Here is a 24,650-nt window from a genome sequence, read left to right as displayed (position 1 = left end):
GGAAACGCTCAGTCCAGGCTCAGCGCGGGCAGCTCGACCTTGCGACCCTCGCGGCTCGAGCGCAGGCCCGCCTCTGCCAGCTGCACACCGCGCGCACCCGCGAGCAGGTCGAATTCGTACGGGGTGTCGAGCACGTACGAGGTGAGGAACTCCTCCCACTGCTGTCGGAATCCGTTCAAGAACACGTCGTTCGTCGGCACCTGCTGCCAGTCGGCGTCGTAGTCGTGGGTGTCTTCCAGGTCGGGGTTCCACACCGGCTTCGGGGTGGCGTTCCGTGGCTGGATCTTCGCGCCGAACAGCCCGACGACGGCGGAGCCGTGCGTGCCGTCGACGTGGAACTCGACGAGTTCGTCGCGGTTCACGCGTACCGTCCACGAGGAGTTGATCTGCGCCGTGATGGGCCCCTGTGAGCCGGACAGTTCGAAGATGCCGTACGCGGCATCCTCGGCCGTCGCGGTGTAGTGCTCGCCGCGCTCGTCCCAGCGGTCGGCGATGTGCACGGCGGCCTGCGCGTACACCGTTTGCACGTCGCCGAAGAGGTTCTCGAGAACGTAGTTCCAGTGCGGGAACATGTCGACGATGATGCCGCCGCCGTCTTCGGCGCGGTAGTTCCAGCTCGGTCGCTGCGCCGGCTGCCAGTCGCCCTCGAACACCCAGTAACCGAACTCGCCGCGCACCGAGAGGATGCGGCCGAAGAAGCCGGAGTCGATGAGGCGCTTGAGCTTCTGCAGGCCCGGCAGGTAGAGCTTGTCGTGCACGACGCCGGTCTTCACGCCGGCGGCGGCGGCGAGCTTCGCGAGCTCGAGCGCCTCGTCGACCGATTCGGCGGTGGGCTTCTCGGTGTAGATCGTCTTGCCGGCCGCGATCGCCTTGCGCAGCGCCGTCGCACGGGCCTTCGTCACGAGGAAGTCGGCGTAGATCTCCCAGCGCGGGTCGGCGAGGGCGGCATCCAGGTCGGTCGTGTAGTCGTCGATGCCGTGCTTCGCGGCGAGGTCGGCGAGCTTGGCTTCGCTGCGTCCGACGAGGAGCGGCTTGACGGTCACCTTCGTGCCGTCGGGCAACTCGATACCGCCCTGGTCGCGGATCGCGAGGATCGAGCGCACCAGGTGCTGGCGGTAGCCCATGCGACCGGAGACGCCGTTCATGATGATGCCGATCTCGCGGACGGCGGGGCGGGAGGCGGCTGCGGCGGGGGCGGCGGTGGCGTCGGCGGTGGCCGGCTCGGTGGATGCGGCGAGGGTCGTGTCGGTCACGGGAGTCTGCTTTCGTGTGCGGGTGTGGCGCGTCTGCGGCGACGGGCCCGGTGGGGTGCGATTCGGTCGGTAAACGCTTTCCGCTAGCTAAGCAGGTGGAAGTCGATCTGGCAAGCGCTTACCCGCTCGGCGCGCGCGGCGTCCCCGGCCGCCCGAGGATCAGGCGAAGGAAAGGGCGGCCGGACGGACGCGTCCCGCATGCGTCACGGTCGGCCAGCGCGGGTCGACCGTGAGCACCTCGACACCCCCCGCCGTGACGAGCACGGTGTCTTCGACCTTCGCGCCCGGCGCGCTCGGGTTCCACGCGAATGCGTGGCGGTCGGCGATGCGGTCGCTCTCGGCGCCCGTCGCACGGGGGTCGCGGCCGGCATAACCGGTCGGCCCGCCCTGGTGGTGCCGCATCCACTCGGCGGGATCGAACCCCGCCGCGCCATAGGCGGCGCAGCCCGCGTCGAACGCCTCGTCGAGCCCTGCGCCGGGGTGCGTCGCGTCGAAGAAGGCCGCCTCGACGTCGATGATCCGCGCGTCGTCCGCTCCGGGCTCTCCCACCCAGCGCGTCGCGTTCGCGATGAGCCCGTGGCGCCGTCCGCAGACGACGAGCATCGCGCGCGGGCCGAGCGGGCCCGCCGTGGGCAGCGGATGCCGGTGGGCCAGCCGTTCGCGCCCGGCGACCAGCACGACCAGCGGGTCGATGCCGCGGGCGACGAGTCCCGAGGCGAGCGCCGATGCGGCGGCGCGCTCCGTCGTCGCGGGGGTCAGGGTGGCTGCGGCATCCGTGAGCACGGCGGCGGTGTCGCGCCCCAGCATCCGGTAGCGCTCGGCTTCGGCGGGCAGCAGGCTTGCCCGGGCGGCACGCAGGGCGGCGGCGACCGCCGGTTCGGCGAGGGCGTCGCCGGCGGCCGTCGCGGCGAGGGCGGGCGGGGTCTGCCACGGCACGCGCACGAGGCGGTCGGAATCCGCCGGGAGGAGCTCCTCGGCGACGAGGCGCTCGGCCTCGTTGGCGGCGACGTACAGGGTGTCGCCCTCGTCATCGACACGCACGGCCGCGACCGGCGGCCCGGCGAGGGAGACGTGGGTGCGGACGCCGTCGAGGTACCACGACACCGCCTCGTGGGTGGTGAGCACGAGCGGCGCTCCCCCGGCATCCGCGCGGACGGCCGCGAGGCGCCGCTGCTTCTCGAGTCGATCGGATGCCGACGGCATGGGTCCTCGCTTCGTCGCAGGGTCGGTGCCCGATTGGGGCGGGAAACGCTTTCTCGCCCTAGTATGGAGGGTCCGGGTCGCCCGGCGGAAACGGAGCGCGTCATGGCCAAGACCCCGGGGCGGGCCACGATCACCGATGTCGCCCGCCACGCCGAGGTGTCGCTGTCGACCGTGTCGCGGGTGATGAACGGCAACGCGACCGTCGATCCCGCGCTCGCAGAACGGGTGCGCCGCACGGCCGCGGAACTGGGATACGCGGCGAGCCCCCTCGCCCGCAGTCTCGTGCTCGGGCGCACCCAGACCGTCGCCGTCGTCGTCCCCGACCTCGCGAACCCGACGTTCCAGGACATCCTGCGCGGCCTCAGCCGCGCGGCGGCCGCCGACGGCTATCACGTGCTCATCGCCGACACCGCGGAGCAGGTCGCCGAGGAACGGGTGCTCGCCGTCGACACGCGCCGCCGGACCGACGGCCTCGTGCTGTGCGCGCCGCGCATGGATGCGGCCGAGCTGGCATCGCTGTTGCCCGATCTCGCGCCGGTCGTCGTCGTCAACCGCGCACCCCAGGATGCGGCGCCCGTCGCCGCCGCCGACTACCGCACAGCGCTCACCGAGCTCGTCGAGCACCTGTACGCGCTCGGCCACCGGCGGCTGGTGTTCCTCGCCGGCGTCGTCGGCAGCGCCTCGAACGCGTCGCGGCTCGAGGCGCTCGCGGTGGCGCGCGCCGCGCACCCCGACCTCACGATCGACGAACTCGCGTGCGGCGTCGACTTCGACAGCGGAGCGTCCGTCGCCGACGCCGTGCTCGACTCCGGAGCCTCCGGCGTGCTCGCCTTCAACGACCTCGTCGCGATGGGGCTGCTCTCGGCGGTCGGCGATCGCGGCATCCGCGTACCGGAGCAGCTCTCGGTCGCGGGCTTCGACGACATCCCGTTCGCGCGCTACACGACACCGCCGCTGACGACCGCCGCCGTGCCCGCCGCCGAACTCGGCGCCGACGCGTGGGCCGCCCTGCACGCGCAGCTCAGCGGCGGCACCCCCGTCGCCGCGACGACCCGCACCCCTGCGCTCGTCATCCGCACGAGCACCGGTCCCGCCCCGCACTGACCCCGCCGCCGCGCGCCTCCGCAGCCACAAATGGTGGGTGCCGGGGGCCGGAGGCCGCCACACGCGACTGGTGAGCCGAGGCTGCCGCGCGCCCGCGGCCGTCGCTCGCCGGTCACAAACGGTGGGCCCCACAGCATCCAGGTCGCCACACCTGGCTGGTGAGCGTCCATCGCTGCACCGCACCCGCGCTCAGCAGCCACAAACGGCGACTCCCGACGGCCGGAGGCCGCCAGAAGTGACTGGCGAGCAGAGACTCACGTCCCGGAACACGCTTACCCCCACCTGTGCTAGCCTGAGAAAACGTTTCCTGGCGGATGCCGGGTCGACCCGAGGACGAGTCATGACGACCACCCGCTACGCGCTGATCGGCGCGGGCCATCGCGCGCAGATGTACGTGGACGCGATCACGCAGACCTACCCCGATCGGGCGGAGCTCGTCGCGATCTGCGAGCCGAACCCGGGCCGGGCCGCCTACTACGCCGACCTCGTCGCCGGCCGCGGCCTCCCGACCCCCACTACCTGGACGCCCGACCGGCTCGAAGACATGGTCGCCGCCGAACGGGTCGACCGGGTCGTCGTGTGCGCGCGCGACGACCTGCACGCAGAGCTCATCGTCCGCTCCCTCGAAGCCGGCGCCGACGTCGTCGTCGAAAAGCCCCTCACGATCGACGCGGACAGCGCCGCCGCGATCGAAGACGCCGCCCACCGCACCGGCGGCCAGGTGGTGCTCACGTTCAACTACCGCTATTCGCCCCGCAACAGCGCGCTGCGCCGCATCCTGCAGGACGGCATGATCGGCGAAGTCACGAGCATCGACTTCTCCTGGATGCTGGACACCAACCATGGTGCCGACTACTTCCGACGCTGGCACCGCCAGAAAGACCATTCCGGCGGGCTGCTCGTCCACAAATCCAGCCACCACTTCGACCTCGTCAACTGGTGGATCCGTTCCACCCCCCGCCGCGTCTACGCCTCCGGCGGCCTCCGCTTCTACGGCGCCGAGAACGCCGCCGTCCGCGGGCTCACCGACCGCCCCGACCGCGGCACCCACGACGGCGACCACGACCCGTTCGAACTCGACCTGCGAACCGACCCCCGCCTCACGAGCCTCTACCTCGACGCCGAAGCCCACGACGGCTACCTCCGCGACCGCGACGTGTTCGGCCCCGGCATCACGATCGAAGACAACCTCGCCCTCGTCGTCGACTACGCCTCCGGTGCCACCCTCTCCTACTCCCTCAACGCCCACGCCCCCTGGGAGGGCTACCGCGTCGCGATCAACGGCACCGAAGGACGCGCCGAACTCGACGTCGTCGAACGCGGCGCCGTCCTCCACGGCGAAGGCCTGCATCCCGTGCTCGACCCGAGCGCGAAGGATGCCGGCGGCACCGGCACCCTCCGCCCCCACGGCGAGCGCCTCCTCGTGCAGCGCCACTGGGAGGAGGCGCTCGAGATCCCCATCGTGAACGGCGCCGGCGGACACGGCGGCGGCGACGCCCTCCTCCTCGCCGACATCTTCGTCGGCGGAGGACACGACCCCCTCGCCCGCGCCGCCGATTGGACCGACGGCATCCGCTCCATCGCCGTCGGCATCGCCGGCAACCGCTCCCTCGTCACCGGCCTCCCCGTCGACATCGCCGACCTCGGCATCCCGCTGCTGTCCGGCAAGACCCGGGAGCACGCATGAGCCGCATCCTCGTCACCGGCGGCGCCGGACGCCTCGGACGCACCCTCGTCGCGGGGCTCGCCGGCGCCGGGCACGAGCTGATCTCCGTCGACCGCGGCGAGTCCGACGCCGCCGAACTCGCCGGCATCCGGCAGGTCGCGCTCGATCTCACCGACGCCGACGCGACCACGCGCCTGCTCGCCCGCGAGCGCCCGGATGCCGTCATCCACCTCGCCGCGATCGCGGTGCCCTTCAGCGCCCCCGAAGACGTCATCCTGCGCACGAACGCCGCCCTCGCGGCATCCGTGCTGGGCGGTGCGGTGACCGCCGGCGTGCCGAAGATCGTCGCCGCGTCGAGCCCCACCGCGCTCGGCTACAACTGCCCGACGGGGTGGGTACCCGACCGTTTCCCGCTCGACGAGCGTACCGAGCCGCGCCCGTGGAACGCCTACGCCCTCTCGAAGCACCTCATCGAGCAGACCGTGCGGATGCTGGCCCGCCAGACCGGCGACGCCGTGCGTCTGGCGTCGTTCCGCCCCTGCTACGTGATCGCGCCCGAGGAATGGGCCGGCGCCCCGACCCAGCAGGGCCACACGGTGCGCGAACGTCTCGACGACCCGGCACTGTCGGCGCCCGCGGTGTTCAACTACGTCGACGCCCGCGACGTCGCGGCGTTCTGCGAGCGTCTGCTCGACGCGCTTCCCGACATCCCCAACGCCGAGACGTTCTTCGTCGGCGCCGACGACGCCCTGGCCCGCGAGCCGCTGGCCGACCTCATCCCCCGGTTCCATCCGGGGACGGCGCAGGCCGCCGCCGTGCTCACCGGCTCGGCGCCCGCCTTCTCGAACGCGAAGGCCAAGCGTCTGCTCGGCTGGGCGCCCGCGCACTCGTGGCGGGATGCACTGCGCGACACCCCGGCCGGTCCCGCCCCCGCCTCCCCCGACCCGCTCCCGACCGGAAAGCCCCAGCTCGCATGAACTTCGACGGCATCCTCTTCTTCCCCGTCACGCCCTTCGACGCGTCCGGACGCGTCGACGTCGACCTGCTCGCCCGGCACGTCTCCGCCGGCGTCGGCCACGCGGCCGGCGGCGTGTTCCCGGCGTGCGGCACGGGCGAGTTCCACGCCCTCTCGACGGCCGAGGCCGCCGAAGTCGTGCGCGTCGCGGTCGCCGCCGTCGCCGGCGCGGTGCCCGTCGTCGCCGGCGCCGGCGGTCCGCTCGGCCACGCGATCGAGGTGGGCCGTGCGGCGGCGGATGCCGGCGCCGACGCGCTGCTCGTACTGCCGCCGTACCTCGTCGGCGGCACGCAGCAGGGGCTCGTCGCCTACGTCGAGGCGGTGGCCGCGGCATCCGATCTGCCCGTGATCGTCTACCACCGTGCGAACGGCCAGTTCACGCCGGCATCCGTGCGGCGCCTCGCGGAGAATCCGCGCGTCGTCGGGTTCAAGGACGGCGCGGGCGACATCGGCGTGACGCAGCTGATCGTGCGCGAGGTCGCGAAGACGGGGCGCGATGACTTCGCCTTCTTCAACGGGCTGCTCACCGCCGAACTCACCCAGGCCGCCTACCGGGGCATCGGGGTGCCGCTGTACTCGTCGGCCGCGTTCGCGATGATCCCCGAGGTCGCGAATGCCTACTACCGCGCCTACATCGACGGCGACGAGACCCGTCGCCTCGCCCTGCTCGACGGCTTCTACGCGCCACTGGTGGCCCTGCGCGACGAGACGCCCGGGTTCGGCGTCTCGCTCATCAAGGCGGGGCTGCGGCTGCAGGGCCTCGCGGTCGGCTCGGTGCGCGCCCCGCTCGTCGACCCGACACCCGACCAGGAGCGTCGCCTCGGCGAGATCCTCGACGCCGGTCGGGCGCTGCTGTGACGACGATCACCGCCTTCGACGCCCGCCTCGTGCGAGTGCCGCTCACCCGGCCCTGGGCCGCCGACGTGACGAGCGTCGGCGTCGTCGCGACCCGCGTCGTGCGTGGCGACGGCGTCGAAGGGTGGGGCTTCTCGTGGACCCCGCAGATCGGCGCCGAGGCCGTGCTCGCCCTGCTGCAGCACGACATCGCCCGATACGCCGTGGGGCGGGATGCCGACCCCGCGGCCCTGTGGCAGCCCGCGTGGGAGCACCTGCACGAGGCGGGCGGCGGGGGCCTCACGACGATCGCCCTCGCCGGACTCGACCTCGCCCTCTGGGATGCCGAGGCGCGCGCCGCGGGGCAGGCGGTGTCGGGGCTGCTCGGGCGACGCCGCGACCGCGTGCGCGCCTACGGCAGCGGCGTGAACCTGCACTACCCGACCGACGAGCTCGCCGCGCAGGTGCGCCGGTGGGTGGATGCCGGCTTCGACGCCGTCAAGGTCAAGGTCGGCAAGCCCGACGTCGCCGAAGACGCCGACCGTCTGGCCGCCGTGCGCGAGGCGCTCGGTCCCGACCGCGCCCTCATGATCGACGCCAACCAACGCTGGGACCTCGACCGCGCGACCCGCTCCCTCGAGGCCCTCGCCGACTTCGACCTCGCGTGGATCGAAGAGCCGCTGCGCGCCGACGACCTCGCCGGTCACACCGAGCTCGCACGGCGGCTCGCCGCATCCTCGCGAGTGCCGATCGCGCTCGGCGAGAACGTGCACACGATCCACCGGCTCGCGGACTTCCTGCGCGCCGGCGCCGCGCAGATCGTGCAGCCGAACATCGTGCGCGTCGGCGGCATCACCCCGTTCCGGCGCATCGCCGCCCTCGCGGCCGACGAGGGTGCGGCGCTGCACCCGCACCTGCTGCCCGAGCTGTCGGGACAGCTCGCGCTCACCCTCGACCAGGAGGTGATGGTCGAGGATGTGGAGGATGCCGGCTTCGGCGACCTCGGCGCACTCGCCGACCCGTCGCCGGTGCGGATCGCCGCCGGCACGGTGACCGAACTGCCCCACGCCGGGCTCGGGCTGCGCTTCGCCGGCTCGGGCCTGCTCCCGGGCTCCCGCCTGCTCCCGGGCTCCCCCACCCCGTCGACCTCCGAGAGGACCCCCGCATGAGCACCGACCTCATCGACGAACTCGCCGCACGCGCCGCCGCGGCGGCATCCGTCTGGCGCACGTCCGACGCCGACACCCGCGCCCGCTGGCTCGACGCCGTCGCGAGCGCCCTCGACGCGCACGTCGACGAGCTCGTCGAGATCGCCGACCGCGAGACCCGTCTGGGCGCGGCACGACTGCGCGGAGAGGTCGCCCGCACCAGTGGGCAGCTGCGCCTGTTCGCCGCCGTCGTGCGGGAGGGCTCGTACCTCGAGCTCACCGTCGACGACGCGGATGCCGGCGCCACCCCGCCCCGCCCCGAGCTGCGGCGCCTGCTGGTCGGCGTCGGCCCGGTCGCGGTGTTCTCGGCCTCGAACTTCCCGTTCGCCTTCTCGGTGTGCGGGGGCGACACCGCCTCGGCGTGGGCGGCCGGCAACCCCGTCATCGTCAAGGCGCACTCCGGTCACCCGGAGCTCTCGCGGCGCACCGCCGAGGTCGCCGTCGCGGCGCTCCAGGAGGCCGGTGCCCCGGAAGGCTCGCTCGCCCTCGTCGAGGGCCGGGAGGCGGGCAACGCGCTCGTGCAGCATCCGTCGATCGCCGCCGCCGGGTTCACGGGTTCGCTGTCGGGCGGACGCGCGCTCTTCGACCTCGCGAGCGGCAGGCCCGACCCGATCCCGTTCTACGGCGAGCTCGGCTCCGTCAATCCCGTCGTGGTGACCCCGGGCGCAGCCGCGGCCCGCGGCGACGCCCTCGCGCAGGGACTCGTCGGCTCGTTCACGCTGGGGGCGGGGCAGTTCTGCACCAAGCCGGGCGTGGTGTTCGTGCCCGCCGGTGCCGGGTTCGACGACGCCGTCGTCACCCATGCCGCGGGGGCCGCCGGCGGGGCGCTGCTGACCGACCGCATCACGGCGGCGTTCCCCGACGGCATCGCGCATCTGCTCGCCGACCCGTCTGTGGCCGTCGCCGGACACGGCGCGGAGACCCCCGACGGAGCGCGCCCGGTCGTGCTCACGACGGATGCGGCGGCGGTCGCCGCGCGCGCCGACGTGCTGCTCGAGGAGGTGTTCGGCCCGGTCACGCTGCTCGTGCGGTACACGGGCGCCGACGACCTGCGCGCGGCGATGGAGGCCGTCCCGGGATCGCTCACGGCGACGCTGCACGCCGAACCCGGCGAGGAGGTGGCCGAGACCCTCGAGCTGCTGCAGCAGCGGGCGGGACGCGTGCTGTTCGCGGGCTGGCCGACCGGCGTCGCCGTCACCTGGTCGCAGCAGCACGGCGGACCGTGGCCGGCGACGACGTCGCTGCACACGTCGGTCGGGGCGAGCGCCGTCCGCCGCTTCCTGCGGCCGGTCGCCTACCAGGACGCCCCCGCCGCCCTGCTGCCCGCGCCGCTGCGCGACGAAGCCCTCGCCCGCCTCCCCCACCGACGCAACGGCGCCCTCGTCATCCCCTGACCCCGGCGCGCCGGGCTCCGAGGCGGTCGGGTCGCGGCTTCGGTGTTCACAACTCCGGAGATCCGGCCCCTGCACCGGCCGACGGCCGCGCGTTTCCGCGGGCGCGGCGGCGGCAGGTCCCCGATCATCCGGAATTGTGAACGCCGCCGGCGCGAGGCCGACCGACGGTGCGCGGTTACTCCGACAGTGAGTGGCTGAGCACCGAGAGGGTCGCGGCCTGGGCGGCGGCGGCCGACGCGCCGCGGCGGGCGACGAGGAGGCCGACGAGCGACTCCGTCACGAGCATGAGACCGGCGCGCGAGGTGTGCAGCAGCTCGTCGCGGAACGAGTCGTCGACGGGTGCGACGACGAGGGTCACGTCGGCGAGGTCCGCCACCGCCGACCGCGGGAACGACGTGATCGCGAGCACCGCCGCACCGCTCTCGCGCGCCGCGACCATGACATCGATCGACGCGCGGTTGACGCCCGAGCCCGAGACGACGAGGCACGCCGATCCGGGACCGAGCTGCTTCGCGGTGATCTGCTGGCCGAGGGTGTCGACGACGTACTCGGCGGGGCGACCGGCCGAGGTCAGCCGCATCGCGAGGTCGACGCCGACGGGCATCGACAGACCGTTGGCGGCGACCAGCAGCCGCGTCGCGCCGTCGAGTTCGGCCACGAGCCGTTCGAGGCTGTCGGCCGTCACCGCCGACACCGTCCGCCCCACGCGCGCGGCGAAGCGGTCGACCGCGGCGCGCAGCGCGCCGAGCTCGGTGCGGTCGGCATCCGCGTCGGAGGGAGTGACCGCGATCGACGCCACCTCGCGTGCCAGGGCGACGCGCAGCTGGGGGTAGCCGTCGTAGCCGAGGGTCTGGGCGGTGCGGATGACGCTCGCCCGACCGACGCCGACCACCTCGGCCACCTCCTGCGCCGTGCGCTCGATGGTGCCCTCGACGTCGGCGGCGATCGCGTCGGCGACGCGGCGCTCGCTGGGCTGCAGCGACGGCGCGAGCATCGCGATGCGCGCGGTCGGCGGTGCGTCAGCGGATCCCTGCCACATCGCGTCCCCCCTTCGCGCCCTTCTCACCCGCGGCGCCTGCACCGAGCCCGCGGTCCGGGCGGCGGACGCCGGGACCACGCATGATCCGTCGACGGATCGCGCCGGACACGGCATCCATCAGCATGGTCGCGGCGACGACGACGATCAGGAGCATCCCGACCGTATCCCACTCGCGGAAGTTGGTGTAGTTCGCCAGCATGCTGCCGATGCCTCCAGCCCCGACGAGGCCGAGCACGGCGGAGGTGCGGATGTTGATCTCGAACCGGTAGAGCGCGAACGACAGCAGCGCGGGCGCCGCCGCCGGCCACAGCGCCCAGCGCGTCACCTCGGCGGTGCCGCCGCCGGCGGCGCGCACCGCCTCGGACGCGCCCTCCTGCTGCGACTCGATCGTCTCGTACACCCACTTGCCCTGCGTGCCGATGCCGGCGATGCCGAGGGCGAGTGCACCCGTGAACGGCGTGAGGCCGGTGATCGTCAGCAGCAGCAGCGCGATGATCACCTCGGGGACGGCGCGGATGACGGCGAACAGCCCGCGCAGCGGCAGCCGCAGCCAGACCGGTCCGACGTTGCCGGCGGCCAGCATCCCGAGCGGGATGGAGACGAGCACGCACAGGATGGCGCCGATCCACGCCATCGAGATCGACCGCCACGTCTCGAACAGCGCGCGCGGCAGCTTCTCCCAGTTCGGGCTCTCGAACATCAGCGCGCCGTAGTGCAGCAGTTGCGCGGGGAGCGAGGCGAGGTCGGTCCAGCGGATCGGCAGGCCCGCCGCGGCGGCCAGCACGACAGCGCCGACGGCGATCGCCGTGAGGGTGGGGACCAGGCGCGAGGGTCGCGGCGGGAGCATCAGGTCGACGGGGCGGGAAGGAGCCAGGACGGTCATACCAGTCGCCTCCGGAGAAAGTGCGAGAAGACTTCGATGAGGATGACGACCACGAGGATCTCGAGCACGATCATCGCGACGTCGTCGTAGGCGTAGAAGGCGCGACGCTCGTCGAGCAGTCGGCCGATGCCGCCGGCGCCGACGATGCCGAGGATCGCCGAGATGCGCACGTTGAGTTCGAGCGTGTACAGCCACTGGTTCGCGAACAGCGGCCAGGTCTGCGGCAGCGCGGTCGTCCGGTTGATCTGCGTCTGGGTGCCGCCGGCGGCGCGGCCGGCCTCCATGTACGCGTGGTCGGCGGAGTCGATCGCCTCCGAGACGAGCTTGACGATGATGCCGAGGTCGAACAGGAACAGGGTGAGCACACCGGGGAGCGCCCCGACGCCCAGCATCGCGACCAGAAGTGTCGCGTAGACGAGGTCGGGCACCGAGCGCACGACGTTGACGACGGCGCGCAGCGCGACGCGGCTCGGGGCGTTCGGGTTGGTCGGCGACGCGGCCCACAGCGTGAGCGGCACCGAGACGACCGCCGCCGCGGCGGCGCCGACGACGGCCATCTGCAGCGTCTCGAGCATGGGTCCGACCGTGCGCGGGAAGAACGAGAAGTCGGGCTGTAGGAACTGCGCGAGCAGTCCCGCACCGTTGTCCCAGTTGCGCACGAGCGCACCGAGGTCGAGGTCGATCCCGCCGATCGCCGGCAGGCAGGTCAGGACGGTGAACGCCGTCACCGCGAGGGCGATGAGCGCGGTCCGCGCGCGGTGCGTGGGCTTGGGCGGGACGACGAGCGGGGGTGCGGATGCCGGTGCGGACACGTTCTACTCGCCCAGCCGGTCGGCCGGCCGGATGGCGCGGCCGTAGATCTGCTCGAAGTCGGCGTCGGTGGCATCCGCCGCCGGACCGTCGTAGACCACCTCTCCGCCGCGCAGCCCGATCATCCGGTCGGCGTACTGGCGTGCGAGGTCCATCAGGTGGATGTTGACGAGCACCGTGAGTCCCTCGTCGCGGTTGACGCGGCGCAGGTCGTCCATCACCGCGTGGGCGGTGGGCGGGTCGAGGCTCGCGACCGGCTCGTCGGCGAGCATGACGCTCGGCTGCTGGGTGAGCGCGCGGGCGATCGCGACGCGCTGCTTCTGCCCGCCGGAGAGCTGCCCCGCGCGGATCCACACCTTCTCGAGCATCCCGACCTTGTCGAGCGCGTGCAGGGCGAGGTCGCGATCACGCGCGGTCGTGAGACCGAGGAGCGTCTTCAGCGTCGGCGTGTGCGCGAAGCGCCCGACGAGCACGTTGCGGTACACGTTCGCGCGATCGGCGAGGTTGAACCCCTGGAAGATCATGCCGATGTGTCCGCGGAGGCGGCGCAGGTGGCGGCCCCGCAGCCCCGTGACGACGTGGGGACCCACCGTGACGGTGCCCGACGTCGCGGGGACGAGTCCGTTGATCGTGCGGATGAGCGTCGACTTGCCCGAGCCGGACAGCCCGACGATCGCGACCATCTCCCCCGCGGCGATCGACAGCGAGACGCCGGAGAGGGCGCGGGTTCCGTTGGCGTAGGTGACGGAGACGTCGTCGAGGGTGATCGCCCACGACGCGGAGGCCGGGGTGATCCCGGCCTCCGCGAGTTGCGGTTGCGTGTGCATGCACCGATTCCTGTGGGGTCAGTTCGAGAACTGCGCGAGGATCTCGCCGTAGCGGGTGATCTCCTCGTCGGCAGTCTCGCTGGTCCAGTCCGACAGCCCGACGAGGTCGAACATGACGGTGGCGGCCTCCTCGGACGAGTCCGCGTACTCGTCCATGAGGGTCGTGAGCTTCTCGACCAGGTCGGCGGGGAGGCTCTTGGACACTGCGACGCCGCCGTTGGGGATCAGGTCGGTGTAGGCGAACGCGACGACCTTCTCGGCCACGTCGGGCGCCTCTTCGGTGACGGTGGTGCGCGCGTCCCAGTAGCCGAAGCTCACCTCGGCGTCGCCGTTGGCCACGGCGAGCACGGCGTTGTTGTTGCCCTCGACGGGCACCTGCGTGATGCCGGCGTCGGTGTCGATGCCCGCTTCGCGCATCGCGACGACGGGGTACTGGTAGCCGGCGGGCGAGGTGGCCGCCTGGAGGGCGACCTTCGTGCCGTCGGTGATCTTCTCGAGGGCGTCGAGCGCGGCCGGGCCGGAGCCGACGGCATCCGCACCCGCCTCTTCGATGCCGTTGCAGTACGACAGCTGGATGCCGCTGGCGGCATACGTCGACATCGCGGGGGCCTCGTCGCAGTACTTGTCGGGGTTGTTGGTGAACGCGACGGACGCGTACGAGGTGGCACCGAAGCGCACGTCGCGCAGGATCAGCTGGGCGTCGTAACGCTCGGTCGCATTGTAGAGCGAGCCGGCGTCGGTGATGATGACCTGCGCCTGATCGGTGCCGAGGGCCTCGACGGTGGCGGCGTAGTCGGAGGCGACCACGCCGTTCACCTCGATGCCGAGGTTCTCCGACAGGTAGGTGGTCAGCGGGTCCAGCGCCTCGGCGAGGTCTTCGCCCTCGACGGACGGCACGAGGGAGATCGTGATCGACTCGGGCCATTCGGTCGCCGCGTCGGTGCTGTCTGCGGCGGGCGTCGAGCTCGCGCCGCAGCCGGCGAGCGCGACGACGGCCAGGGCCGCGAGGCCGGTGGTGAGGAGGGGTTTGCGCATCGGGGATGCCTTTCGGTTCGGGTGGTGCGGTGGTGTCGGGAGATCGGACGGGGTCAGGATGCGGGGGACGCGGCGGCGTGGGCGGCGGCGGCCCAGGCCTCGATGCGGTCGTAGAGGTCGGCGAGGGTGCGGCCGCGCAGCGTCACCTCGGCGGTCGACCGGGCCGCCGTCGCGCCGACGAGCGCGGTGTCGGCGCCGAGGGCGGCGGCGGGGCGCAGGTCGAACTCCTCGATGTCGCCGACCGACAGCACCGGGCCGCGCTGCAGCGCGTCGCGCACGATGGCGGTGAGGCCGGCGGGTTTGCCGACCGTGAAGTGCATCGCGGTGAACGCATCGGCGACGCCCCACGCGTCGAGGAGCGAGCGGATGCCGGCGCCCGGTGCGTTGGTGGCGAGCACGACGTCGGCGTGCGCGCCGACGCGGGTGAGGAACGCGGCGAGCCGGTCTGGCGGCGAGACGGGCGCGTCCGCGCTGCCGAGCAGGGCTCGGGAGGACTGGTAGGCGGCCTCGAGCGCTTCGGGCGACACGCCCTGGGCTGCGGCGAGCGTGCTCACGACGTCGTAGCCGTCGCGCCCCGCCCCCCGGCCGTCCTCGAACTCCGCGATCGCCGTCATCGCACGCGGCGCGAACCCGGCGTCGGCCGCCGCCGCGCCGACGGCGCGGGCGAAGGCCTCGATGGGTCCGAGGCCGAGCGCCACGGTGCCGTCGAAATCGAGGATGATCGTGGGGGTCACTGCGCCTGCTTTCGAGGGGGCTGGGGTGTCCGGCGGCTCGTCGCCTGTTCGACGGTCTCTCGCCGGCCGGACGTTGCGTCCACAGTGGCATCCGATTGTGGACGGAAAGGCCACCTTGTGTGAACGGCGCGTGAATTCCGCCGGCCATCGCCGCCGTCGGCCGTCAGGCCCGCCGGGTACGCTGTCGCGGTGATCGAACAGGTGGACGCCGCCCTGCAGCGGGACGGCGCCGCCGCCACCCTGGCATCGACTCCCTGGCTGGGACCGGCGATCGATGCGGATGCCGCCGCCGGGCGCTTCGGCCATTGGGCGCGTTCGAGCGTCGTCGACGAGAACACCGGCGCACCGGTGCTGCCGCCCGCAGTGTTCGCGGCGCTGCACGCACGGGCCGGGATCGCCGCGCGGTGGCCGATCGGCAACGCCGGCCTGCTGCACGTCTACGGCTATCTGCTGTCGACGACGCCCACCCCCTACGGCCTCAAGCGCGAGCGCTGGCTCGACGGCGACCTCGCCCGCGCGTGCGGACTCCCGGACGACTCCTTCGTCCCGTGGGCGTCCGAGCGCACACCGCTCGAGCGCGTGTCGGCGGCGCTCGAGATCCTCTTCGACCGCGCGCCGCTCATCCGCGAGCGCATCGACGGTGTCACCGGCGTGACGGCCCTCGGCACGGCACCCTCCCCCGGCCCGGCACCCCTGGGCTACGCGCTCGAGGGCACCGCGCAGCAGAATCCGCAGCGTCGGTTCGTGACGATGTTCCCCGTGGCCGACCCGTCCGCCGTCGTGCACGAGCTGACGACCGGTGCGCCCCGCCTGCGATGGAACGCCGCGCGCTGAGGCCGGCCGCATCCGACCGGCCCCGCACGGGCCTCCGACGTCGTGGGCGAGACTGGTAGCATCGAGGACGACAGCGTGTTGACGTCAACATGCCGACGACGGGAGACGGAATGAGCTGGCTGGTCACGGGCGGAGCGGGATACATCGGAGCGCACGTCGTGCGGGCCCTCGCCGCGGCGGGCATCGACCCCGTCGTCGTCGACGACCTCTCCAGCGGTCACGCCGGCTTCGTTCCGGAGGGCGTGCCGTTCGTGCAGGGCACGATCCTCGACAAAGACCTGCTCGTCAGCACGATGCGCGAGCACGGCGTCGAAGGCGTCATCCACGTCGCCGGATTCAAGTACGCCGGCGTCTCGGTGCAGCGCCCCCTGCACACCTACGAGCAGAACGTCGACGGCACCCGAATCGTGCTCGCGGCGATGGCGGATGCCGGTGTGCACAACATCGTGTTCTCCTCCAGCGCGGCCGTGTTCGGCACCCCCGACGTGCCGCTCGTCGTCGAGGACCTCCCCAAGCGGCCCACCTCGCCCTACGGCGAGTCCAAGCTCATCGGCGAATGGCTGCTGCGTGACCAGGGCGTCGCGACCGCGGCATCCGACAGCCCGCTGCGGCACACCTCGCTGCGCTACTTCAACGTCGTCGGCTCGGGCGACCCGTCGGTGTACGACACGAGCCCCCACAATCTGTTCCCCATCGTCTTCGAACGGCTGCTCGCCGGCGAGACCCCCCAGACCAACGGCGACGACTACGACACCGAAGACGGCACCAACGTGCGCGACTACGTGCACGTCGCCGACATCGCGGCAGCCCACGTCGTCGCCGCGCAGCGCCTCGCCGGCGGCGAGCCGATCGAGCCCGCCTACAACCTCGGGTCGCAGAACGGCCTGTCGGTCAAGCAGATCATGGACGCCATGGCGCGCGTGACGGGCATCGATTTCACACCGAAGATCGGGCCGCGCCGCCCGGGCGACCCCGACCGCATCGTCGCCACCGGCGAGCTCGCCGCGCGCGACCTCGACTGGCGCAACCGGTACACCGTCGACGAGATGGTGCGCTCCGGCTGGGAAGCCCGCCGCACGGCGCACTGACCGTCGGCGCGGCTCACCCTCGTCGCGACCCTCCCCACGACACGGCGGCGATGAGCGTGGAGCGCGGGGCAGTGGACGCGGCCGACGCCGCGCGTCAGGCCGACGCCCGCGCGACGAGTTCGGGTGTGAGCACCACCCCGGCCGACGGCGCGCCGGCGATCGCGTCGGCCAGTGCCGCGACGGCGGCGGCCCCGAGCGCGTCGAAGTCCTGGCGCACCGTCGTCAACGGCGGGCGATAGTCGGCCGCGTCGGTCACGTCGTCGAAGCCGACGACCGCGACGTCGTCGGGCACGGCGCGCCCCGTCTCGGCGAGAGCGCGCAGCAGACCGAGCGCCATCTGGTCGTTCGCGGCGAACACCGCGCGCGCCTCGGCGGGCAGGTCGAGGCCCGCCGTGTGGCCGGATGCGGCGGTCCAGTCACCGCGGAGCGACTCGGGGACGGAGGTTCCGGCATCCGCCAGCGCCGCCCGCCAGCCGCGCTCGCGCTCGTCGGCGGCGTACGAGCCGGCCGGGCCCGCGAGGTGCCAGACCGGTCCTCGGCCGAGGGCGAGCAGGTGCGCCGTCGCCGTTGCGGCGCCGGCGGCGTGGTCGGTCTGCACGACGACGTAGCGATCGTCGGGCGCTGAGTCGACGACGACGAGCGCGAGCCCCTCCGGTACGTCGACGCCGCGGGCAGCGGCCGTCGCCTCGTTCAGCACGATCGCGCCGTCGACCCCCTGGTCGTGCAGGCGCGCGAAGCCCTGGGCGACGGCATCCGCGCCGGCGGCCGTGACGACGGTGAGGGCGTAGCCGCGGTCGGAGGCTGCGTCGGCGATCGCCTGCAGCATGCGCGAGTTGCCGACGCTCGCGAGCGTCGACACGATGAGGCCGATCGTCTCGGTGCGCCCGGTGCGCAGTGCCCGCGCGGCGCGGTGGGGACGGTAGCCGAGGTCGGCCATCGCACGTTCGACTCTGCCGCGCGTGGCCGGGTCGACGCGGGGGCTGTCGTTGACGACGCGCGACACGGTCTGCCCCGACACACCCGCCGCGGCGGCGACATCCGCCATCGACACCCGTCGCTGCATGGCGCCCCTCTCCCGCGTCCGATGTTCCGCATCCGCCGGTCACAACTCCGGTGATCCGCGTGATGTTGACGATAACACGACCCGCACGTACCATGTTGACGTGAACATGCAGGAGTTGCGACCCGAACCCCTCGGCGCCGGTGTCGTCAAGCGCGCCACGCGCCTGGCCGACGGCCGCGAACTGATCTACTTCGACGACCCCGACACGACGCTCTCCGCCGAGCGCAGCGTCGACACGCGCGACCTCGGCCCGCGGCCCGCGACGGCCTCGATGCGCCAGGACGTGCTGACCGGGGACTGGGTCTCGGTCGCGGCGGCGCGCCAGAACCGCGCGTTCCTGCCGCCGCCCGAGCTCGACCCGCTCGCCCCGCAGAGCCCCACGAACCCGTCCGAGATCCCGTCGGTCTACGACGTCGCCGTCTTCGAGAACAAGTCGCCCTCGTTCGGGCCCGCCCTCGCCGCCGCGACAGGTGACGCCCCCGAAGGCGCCGACGCCCCGCACGGACTCGACGACCTCGCCGCCCTCGGCCTCGGCCGCACCCGCACGAGCGTGGGCCGCTGCGAGGTCGTGTGCTTCTCGCCGGAGCGCGCCGGCTCGTTCGGTACCCAGAGCGTCACCCGCGCCCGCACCGTGATCGAGGCGTGGGCAGACCGCACCGCCGCCCTGTCGGCCCTGCCCGGCGTGCAGCAGGTGTTCCCGTTCGAGAACCGCGGCGAGGCCATCGGCGTCACCCTGCACCACCCGCACGGGCAGATCTACTCGTACCCGTACATCACGCCGCGCACCCAGCGCCTGCTCGACGCGATCGACCGCACCGCGCCCGACCTGTTCCAGCGCATCCTCGAGTTCGAACAGGCCGGACCCCGCGTGCTGCTGCGCGGCGAGCACTGGACGGCCTTCGTGCCGTTCGCGGCGCGCTGGCCGATCGAGATCCACATGATGCCGCACCGCCACGTGCCCGACTTCGCCGGCCTCACGGATGCCGAACGCGACGAACTCGCTCCCCTCTACCTGCGGCTGCTGCGCGGTGTCGACGCGCTCTACGACAGTGAGACGCCGTATATCGCCGCGTGGCATCAGGCCCCGGTGCACGTCGCCCGCGACACCGCCCGCCTGCACCTGCAGCTGACGAGCCCGCGCCGCGCCGCCGACAAGCTCAAGTTCCTCGCCGGATCCGAGGCCGCCATGGGCGCTTGGATCGGCGACGTCCCGCCCGAGAACGCAGCGGAGAAGCTGCGCGCCGCCATCGAAGGAGTCACCCTGTGAGCGCCCCCGCCACCCCCACCGCCGGCACCTGGTCCGCGCCCGGTCGCGTCAACCTCATCGGCGAGCACACCGACTACAACGACGGGTTCGTGTTCCCGTTCGCGATCGAGTTCCGCACGAGTGTCGAGCTCACCACGCGCGCCGACGGCCGCATCCGCGTGTCGTCGTCTTTCAGCGACGAGTCGGTCGAGGTCGCCCTCGCCGACCTCGCGGATGTGTTCCCCGCGCGGCGTGACGAGATCGTCGAGTGGGCGCGGTACCCGCTCGGCGTCGCGTGGGCGCTGCTGGAGGCCACCGGCACCGACCCGTCCGCCGTCCCCGGAGTCGACCTCGCCTTCCGCTCCGACGTGCCCGTCGGCGCCGGCCTTTCGTCGTCGGCGGCGATCGAGGGGGCGACCGCCTCCGCACTCGACGAGGTGTGGGCGCTCGGACTGGACCGCGTCGCCCTCGCCAAGATCGGCCGCCGCGCCGAGAACGAGGCCGTCGGCGCACCGACCGGCATCATGGACCAGATGGCCTCGATGCTGGGCCGGGCGGATGCCGGCACCTTCCTCGACTGCCGGTCGCTCGAGGCCCAGGTCGTCGACCTCGGCTTCGCCGCCGCGGGTCTGGAGCTGCTCGTCATGGACACGAAGGTCACCCACGCGCACTCCACCGGCGGCTACGGCGAGCGCCGCGCCGCATGCGAACGGGGTGCCGAGATCATGGGCGTGCCCGCACTGCGCGACCTCACGGTCGACGACCTCGCCCGTGCGCACGAGCTCATGGACGACGTCACGTTCCGCCGCGTCAAGCACGTCGTCACCGAGGACCAGCGCGTGCTCGACGCCGTCGCGTCGCTGCGCGCCGAGGGTCCCCGCGCGATCGGGCACCTGCTCGACGCGTCGCACGTCTCGATGCGCGACGACTTCGAGATCTCGGTGCCCGAGCTCGATCTCGCCGTCGACACGGCCCGCGCCGCAGGTGCCGTCGGCGCACGCATGACCGGTGGCGGTTTCGGTGGCGCCGCGATCGCGCTCGTCGACCACGACCTGGTGCCGGCGGTCACGGCCGCCGTCGAGCAGGCATTCGCGGATGCCGGGTTCACCGCCCCGCACATCTTCACCGTCACCCCCTCGGAGGGCGCCCGCCGCGACGCGTGACCCCGGGGGTCCGTACCCCCGGTGGTTGAGTAGCCGGCGCAGCCGGCGTATCGAAACCCTCGCACCTTCCATCACCGCCGGGCCCGGGGCGTTTCGACTCGTCGCTGCGCTCCTCGCTCAACGACCGGGAGGTACCCACCGGTGGTTGTAGCGCGCAACGCGCGCGTATCGAAACCCGTGCGCTCCACATCGCCCGCGCCCGTCAAGGCCTGGTGTGCGGCATCCGCTGGCCGTAGCGTCGGAGGCGGGGTGCGGACCATCCCGCCCCGGGAGGAGAGAACGTGTCGTACATCACCGTGGCCACCGAGAACTCCGTCGATGTGGAGCTGTTCTACACCGACCAGGGCACCGGCGACCCTGTCGTGCTCATCCACGGCTTCCCGCTCGACGGCGAGTCGTGGGGCAAGCAGCAGGCCGCCCTGCTCGACGGCGGCTACCGCGTCATCGCGTACGACCGGCGCGGCTTCGGCAACTCCACGAAGACCGCCTCCGGTCACGACTACGACACGTACGCCGCCGACCTGCACGCCCTCATCGAAGAGCTCGACCTCGAAGACGCCGCCCTCGTCGGCTTCTCGATGGGCACCGGCGAGATCGCGCGCTACCTGTCGCGCTACGGCGCAGGGCGCATCTCGCGGGTCGCGTTCCTCGGTTCGCTCGAGCCGTTCCTGCTGATCACCGACGACAACCCCGACGGCGCCGGCGACCAGGCGTTCTTCGACGGCACCTCGGATGCGGTCCGCGCCGACCGCCACGCCTTCCTCACCGGGTTCTTCCACGACTTCTACAACACCGACCAGCTGCTCGGCTCGCGCCTGTCGCAGGAGGCGCTCGAGGCGAGCGTGCAGACCGCGAACCGCGCCGGCAACGCGGCTATCGTCGCGGCCCCGCTCACCTGGCCGACCGATTTCCGCGCCGACATCCCCGAGATCACGGTGCCGGCACTCATCCTGCACGGCACGGCCGACAACATCCTGCCGATCGACAAGACGGCGCGCCGCTTCCGCGAGCTGCTGCCGGAGGCCACCTACGTCGAGCTCGAGGGCGCTCCCCACGGGCTGCTCTGGACGCACGGCGACGAGGTCAACGAGGCGCTGCTGGCGTTCCTGCGGGCGTGAGTCCCGACCGGCGCGGCCGCGGCACCGCCGGCGCGCGGGGCGCGATCGTCGGCGCCGCGCTGGTGGGCGCCGCGGTGCTCGCCGGGAGCGAGTGGCGGGCGTGGCGCATCTCCCGTGCGGGCTACCCGGATGCGGCCGAGCCGGGGCCGCCGGACGGGGCGGACGTCGTGGTGGTGCTGGGTTATCCGGGGCGCCGCGACGGCTCGCCCGGCATCGTGCAGCGCTGGCGCACCCGCATCGCACGGCGCAGTGCTCCGCCGGACGCGCTGTTCGTGTTCACGGGCGGCGCCGTGCACGGCGACGTGCCCGAGGCGGTGACGATGGCGCGGTATGCGCAGCGTCTCGGCATCCGCACCGACCGCATCGTGCGCGAGACGCGCGCGACGACGACGCGCGAGAACCTCGCACTGTCGCTGCCCTGGCTCGTCGGCGCGCGCAGCATCCGCCTCGCCTCAGACACCGGCCATGCCCGCCGTGCCCGGCAGTATCTGCGCGAGCTCGACCCCGCACTGCACGCCCGGCTGCTTCCCACCCGGGACTTCCTACCGCTCGAGACCGGACCGCTGCGCCTCGCGCTGCTGATCCACGACGCCGTCGCCGCCCGCGTCCGCGCCCACCGCGCGCGGCGCGCGCTCGGCCCTCACCCGTGAGGGACCACCAGCGAGACCGCCATCGCGAGACCTCATCTGCCGGACGAGACAGCGGGGGCAACCCGAGGTCTCGTCCGGCAGTCGAGGTCTCGCGGATGCAGCGACGCGCGACGACGACCCGCGACGACGACCGACGACCGCCCCCGCGCCGCCGCCGCCTGGCACTCCGCGACCCGACGAGCGCCCCGGCCCGGGTCAGGGGCGCGGAGCGTTGGCGAGGGCGAGCAGGCCGTCGATCATCTCGGGGGTCGCGGCGTCGCCGGCGATCATCGAGATGCGGCCGAACGGGAACGAGGTCATCATCGCCAGCGGATCGACGCCCTCCGGCAGGATGTCGGCGACGCCGTCCATGCCCGCCATCATCTGCGCGATGGACTCCTTCAGCACGGGACCGGCGACCGGGTGGGCGAGCACCTCGCCGAGCGTCGACTCGCGCGTGAGCGGCACCGACACCTCGTCGGCGGCGACGGTCGCCGTCGCGATGCCGCGGACGTCGCGACTGGATGCCGCCACCTCGACGGTGTAGTCGCCGCCCTCGACGACCCAGCGGTCGACGCGGACGTCCCAGTAGGCGAGGTCGGCGCGACGCACCGTGAGCGACACCTCCCGGGTCTCCCCCGGCTCGAGCGCGACCGACGCGAACGCCTTGAGCTCCCGCGCGGGACGCTGCACCGCGGAGCCCGCCAGCGACGTGTAGACCTGCACGACCTCGCGGCCGGCGACGGCGCCCGTGTTGGTGACCGGCACCGTCACGACCACATCGCCGTCGGCGCCCCCGGACACCGCGACCGCGCCGTAGGCGAACGTCGTGTACGACAGTCCGTGCCCGAAGGGGTAGGCCACCTCGAGGTCGCGCGCGTCGTACCAGCGGTATCCGACGAACAGGCCTTCGCCGTAGCGGACGTGCCCGAACTCGCCCGGGAAGTCGAGGTAGGCGGGCGTGTCCGACAGGCGCACCGGGATCGTCTCGGTGAGCTTGCCCGACGGGTTCACGTCGCCGAAGAGCACATCGGCCGTCGCCGACCCACCCGCCTGCCCGAGCAGCCAGCCCTCGAGGATCGCCGGCACGCGGTCGCGGAACGGCAGCGCGACGACGCCGCCGCCCGAGAGCACGACGACGACCTTCGGTGTGACCTCGAGCAGCGAGTCCAGCAGGGCGAGCTGCTCGGCGGGCAGGTCGATGTCGGTGCGGTCGTAGCCTTCCGACTCGATGCGTGCCGGCAAGCCGAGGAAGGCGACCACCACATCGGCGCCGGCCGCCGCGGCGACGGCCTCGGCGCGCAGCGCCGCCTGCTCGGCGTCGGGCACGTCGGGCGCGACCGAGAACCCGGGCGCGTACGCCACCTCGCCGCCCGCCGCGCCGCGGATGGCGGTGAGCGCGTCGTCGAGGCGCGTGGGGTTGATCATCGACGAGCCGGCGCCCTGGTAGCGCGGCTTCTCGGCGAACGCCCCGACGACGGTGAGCTTCGCGTCGCGGCGCAGCGGCAGCAGGCAGCCCTCACCTCCGATCGACTCATTGCGCAGCAGCACCATCGCCCGCCCCGCGGCCTCGCGCGCGAGCGCGTGGTGCGCGTCGACGTCGAGCGGTCCGCTGACACGCCCGGCGCCGGCCTGCGCCTTCTCGACGAGGTCGATGACGCGCTGCGCCGCGAGGTCCAGCGACGCCTCGTCGAGCGTGCCGGCGGTCACGGCATCCACCAGCTGACGGTCGGTCACCCCGCCCGACGACGGCATCTCGAGGTCGAGCCCGGCGGGCAGGCCCACGACACGGTCGTTGACGGCGCCCCAGTCCGAGACGACGAGGCCCTCGAAGCCCCACTCTTCGCGCAGCACGGTCGTCAGCAGCCACGGGTCCTCCGACGCGTACACGCCGTTGATCTTGTTGTACGCGCACATCACCGTCCACGGCTGGGCGTCGGTGACGACGCGCTCGAAGCCGCGCAGGTAGATCTCGCGCAGCGGCCGCGGGTCGACGTCGGAGCTCGCCCGCATCCGGTCGTGCTCCTGGTTGTTGGCGGCGAAGTGCTTGAGCGAGGCGCCGACGCCCTGCGACTGGATGCCGCGCACGAGAGCCGCGCCCAGCACGCCCGAGACGATCGGGTCTTCGGAGAGGTACTCGAAGTTGCGGCCGCACAGCGGCGAGCGCTTGATGTTGATGCCGGGGCCGAGCAGCACCGCGACGTTCTCGATGGCTGTCTCGACGCCGAGAGCGACGCCGACGCGCTCGACGAGGTCGACGTCCCACGACGCGCCGAGGCCGACCGCGGGCGGGAAGCACGTCGCCGGCACCGAGTCGCCCATGCCGAGGTGGTCGCCGCCTTCGCGCTGCTTGCGCAGACCGTGCGGGCCGTCGGTGACCATGATCGCGGGCAGGCCGACCCGGTCGACGGGCTTGGTGTACCAGAAGCTCGCGCCGCTCGTGAGCGACGCCCTCTCCTCGAGGGTGAGGTCGGATGCGGAGATGTGGGCCATGGTCGTCCTTT

At 73.0% G+C, this 24,650-nt stretch carries 22 protein-coding genes; 12 read left to right on the top strand and 10 right to left on the bottom strand.

From position 1 onward, the window contains the following. Positions 1–8 precede the first annotated feature (8 nt). Complete coding sequence (locus C7474_RS02020; RefSeq protein ID WP_121057858.1) at positions 9–1,145, bottom strand: Gfo/Idh/MocA family protein; 1,137 nt, start codon at positions 1,143–1,145, stop codon at positions 9–11. Positions 1,146–1,412: 267 nt separating this feature from the next. Next, positions 1,413–2,378, bottom strand: a complete 966-nt coding sequence (locus tag C7474_RS02010) for a M24 family metallopeptidase (RefSeq protein ID WP_121057857.1) — start codon at positions 2,376–2,378, stop codon at positions 1,413–1,415. Between the two features lie 180 nt (positions 2,379–2,558). Here C7474_RS02010 and C7474_RS02005 point away from each other — a divergent pair, with 180 nt between their 5' ends. From C7474_RS02005 to C7474_RS01980, 6 genes are all read left to right on the top strand, one after another. After that, complete coding sequence (locus C7474_RS02005) at positions 2,559–3,560, top strand: LacI family DNA-binding transcriptional regulator (RefSeq protein WP_121057168.1); 1,002 nt, start codon at positions 2,559–2,561, stop codon at positions 3,558–3,560. Positions 3,561–3,900: 340 nt separating this feature from the next. Next, positions 3,901–5,247 (top strand): Gfo/Idh/MocA family protein, encoded by a 1,347-nt coding sequence (locus tag C7474_RS02000; RefSeq protein WP_121057166.1) that lies wholly within the window; start codon positions 3,901–3,903, stop codon positions 5,245–5,247. Then, positions 5,244–6,203, top strand: coding sequence for an NAD-dependent epimerase/dehydratase family protein (locus tag C7474_RS01995; protein WP_121057164.1), 960 nt, complete (start codon positions 5,244–5,246; stop codon positions 6,201–6,203). The genes C7474_RS02000 and C7474_RS01995 overlap by 4 nt, the downstream gene beginning before the upstream one ends. After that, positions 6,200–7,099, top strand: a complete 900-nt coding sequence (locus C7474_RS01990; protein ID WP_121057163.1) for a 5-dehydro-4-deoxyglucarate dehydratase — start codon at positions 6,200–6,202, stop codon at positions 7,097–7,099. Before C7474_RS01995 ends, C7474_RS01990 begins: the two co-directional genes overlap by 4 nt. Then, the gene (locus C7474_RS01985; RefSeq protein ID WP_121057161.1) at positions 7,096–8,244 is read left to right on the top strand and encodes a mandelate racemase/muconate lactonizing enzyme family protein; all 1,149 of its coding nucleotides are present in this window, start codon (positions 7,096–7,098) and stop codon (positions 8,242–8,244) included. The genes C7474_RS01990 and C7474_RS01985 overlap by 4 nt, the downstream gene beginning before the upstream one ends. Next, a complete protein-coding gene (locus tag C7474_RS01980) occupies positions 8,241–9,677 on the top strand; it encodes an aldehyde dehydrogenase (NADP(+)) (protein ID WP_121057159.1) in 1,437 nt (478 codons plus the stop codon). Before C7474_RS01985 ends, C7474_RS01980 begins: the two co-directional genes overlap by 4 nt. Before the next feature lie 175 nt (positions 9,678–9,852). On the opposite strand, the gene C7474_RS01975 is transcribed toward C7474_RS01980, so the two are convergent. From C7474_RS01975 to C7474_RS01950, 6 genes are read right to left on the bottom strand one after another with little or no spacing between them, the layout of a single operon-like run. Continuing rightward, entirely contained in the window at positions 9,853–10,716 is an 864-nt protein-coding gene (locus tag C7474_RS01975; protein ID WP_121057156.1) for a MurR/RpiR family transcriptional regulator, read from the bottom strand. Further along, positions 10,697–11,599 (bottom strand): phosphonate ABC transporter, permease protein PhnE, encoded by a 903-nt coding sequence (gene phnE / locus C7474_RS01970; protein ID WP_121057154.1) that lies wholly within the window; start codon positions 11,597–11,599, stop codon positions 10,697–10,699. The genes C7474_RS01975 and phnE (C7474_RS01970) overlap by 20 nt, the downstream gene beginning before the upstream one ends. After that, positions 11,596–12,411: a phosphonate ABC transporter, permease protein PhnE gene (gene phnE / locus C7474_RS01965; RefSeq protein WP_121057152.1), complete on the bottom strand. Its 816-nt coding sequence runs from the start codon at positions 12,409–12,411 to the stop codon at positions 11,596–11,598. Before phnE (C7474_RS01965) ends, phnE (C7474_RS01970) begins: the two co-directional genes overlap by 4 nt. A 3-nt stretch (positions 12,412–12,414) precedes the next feature. Then, positions 12,415–13,236, bottom strand: a complete 822-nt coding sequence (gene phnC, locus C7474_RS01960; protein ID WP_121057150.1) for a phosphonate ABC transporter ATP-binding protein — start codon at positions 13,234–13,236, stop codon at positions 12,415–12,417. Between the two features lie 18 nt (positions 13,237–13,254). Further along, positions 13,255–14,271: a phosphate/phosphite/phosphonate ABC transporter substrate-binding protein gene (phnD, locus tag C7474_RS01955; protein ID WP_121057148.1), complete on the bottom strand. Its 1,017-nt coding sequence runs from the start codon at positions 14,269–14,271 to the stop codon at positions 13,255–13,257. Positions 14,272–14,324: 53 nt separating this feature from the next. Then, positions 14,325–15,005 carry an HAD family hydrolase gene (locus C7474_RS01950; protein ID WP_121057146.1) on the bottom strand — a complete coding sequence of 227 codons (681 nt, stop codon included), beginning with the start codon at positions 15,003–15,005 and terminating at the stop codon, positions 14,325–14,327. Between the two features lie 189 nt (positions 15,006–15,194). Between C7474_RS01950 and C7474_RS01945 the strand changes: the two genes are divergently transcribed. Further along, positions 15,195–15,839, top strand: coding sequence for an amino acid deaminase (locus tag C7474_RS01945; RefSeq protein WP_121057144.1), 645 nt, complete (start codon positions 15,195–15,197; stop codon positions 15,837–15,839). Between the two features lie 110 nt (positions 15,840–15,949). Next, the gene (gene galE, locus C7474_RS01940; RefSeq protein WP_121057856.1) at positions 15,950–16,927 is read left to right on the top strand and encodes a UDP-glucose 4-epimerase GalE; all 978 of its coding nucleotides are present in this window, start codon (positions 15,950–15,952) and stop codon (positions 16,925–16,927) included. A gap of 94 nt (positions 16,928–17,021) precedes the next feature. Here the strand turns inward: galE and C7474_RS01935 are convergent, their stop codons facing one another. Next, positions 17,022–17,972: a LacI family DNA-binding transcriptional regulator gene (locus C7474_RS01935; protein ID WP_121057855.1), complete on the bottom strand. Its 951-nt coding sequence runs from the start codon at positions 17,970–17,972 to the stop codon at positions 17,022–17,024. Between the two features lie 124 nt (positions 17,973–18,096). On the opposite strand from C7474_RS01935, the gene galT reads away from it, so the two are divergent. From galT to C7474_RS01915, 4 genes are all read left to right on the top strand, one after another. Next, on the top strand, positions 18,097–19,257 hold the full coding sequence (galT, locus tag C7474_RS01930) for a galactose-1-phosphate uridylyltransferase (protein WP_121057854.1): 1,161 nt from the start codon (positions 18,097–18,099) through the stop codon (positions 19,255–19,257). Further along, a complete protein-coding gene (gene galK / locus C7474_RS01925) occupies positions 19,254–20,399 on the top strand; it encodes a galactokinase (protein WP_121057142.1) in 1,146 nt (381 codons plus the stop codon). The genes galT and galK overlap by 4 nt, the downstream gene beginning before the upstream one ends. A 281-nt stretch (positions 20,400–20,680) precedes the next feature. Next, positions 20,681–21,517: an alpha/beta fold hydrolase gene (locus C7474_RS01920; protein WP_121057140.1), complete on the top strand. Its 837-nt coding sequence runs from the start codon at positions 20,681–20,683 to the stop codon at positions 21,515–21,517. Continuing rightward, on the top strand, positions 21,514–22,167 hold the full coding sequence (locus C7474_RS01915) for a YdcF family protein (RefSeq protein ID WP_241965054.1): 654 nt from the start codon (positions 21,514–21,516) through the stop codon (positions 22,165–22,167). The genes C7474_RS01920 and C7474_RS01915 overlap by 4 nt, the downstream gene beginning before the upstream one ends. Before the next feature lie 195 nt (positions 22,168–22,362). On the opposite strand, the gene C7474_RS01910 is transcribed toward C7474_RS01915, so the two are convergent. Then, complete coding sequence (locus C7474_RS01910; RefSeq protein ID WP_121057138.1) at positions 22,363–24,639, bottom strand: glycoside hydrolase family 3 C-terminal domain-containing protein; 2,277 nt, start codon at positions 24,637–24,639, stop codon at positions 22,363–22,365. Positions 24,640–24,650: the final 11 nt, after the last annotated feature.

This window comes from Microbacterium telephonicum, assembly GCF_003651225.1.
GTDB classification, from domain to species: domain Bacteria; phylum Actinomycetota; class Actinomycetes; order Actinomycetales; family Microbacteriaceae; genus Microbacterium; species Microbacterium telephonicum.
The sequence above is the reverse complement of the archived record's forward strand: the minus strand, read 5'-3'. Positions and strand labels throughout refer to the sequence as shown.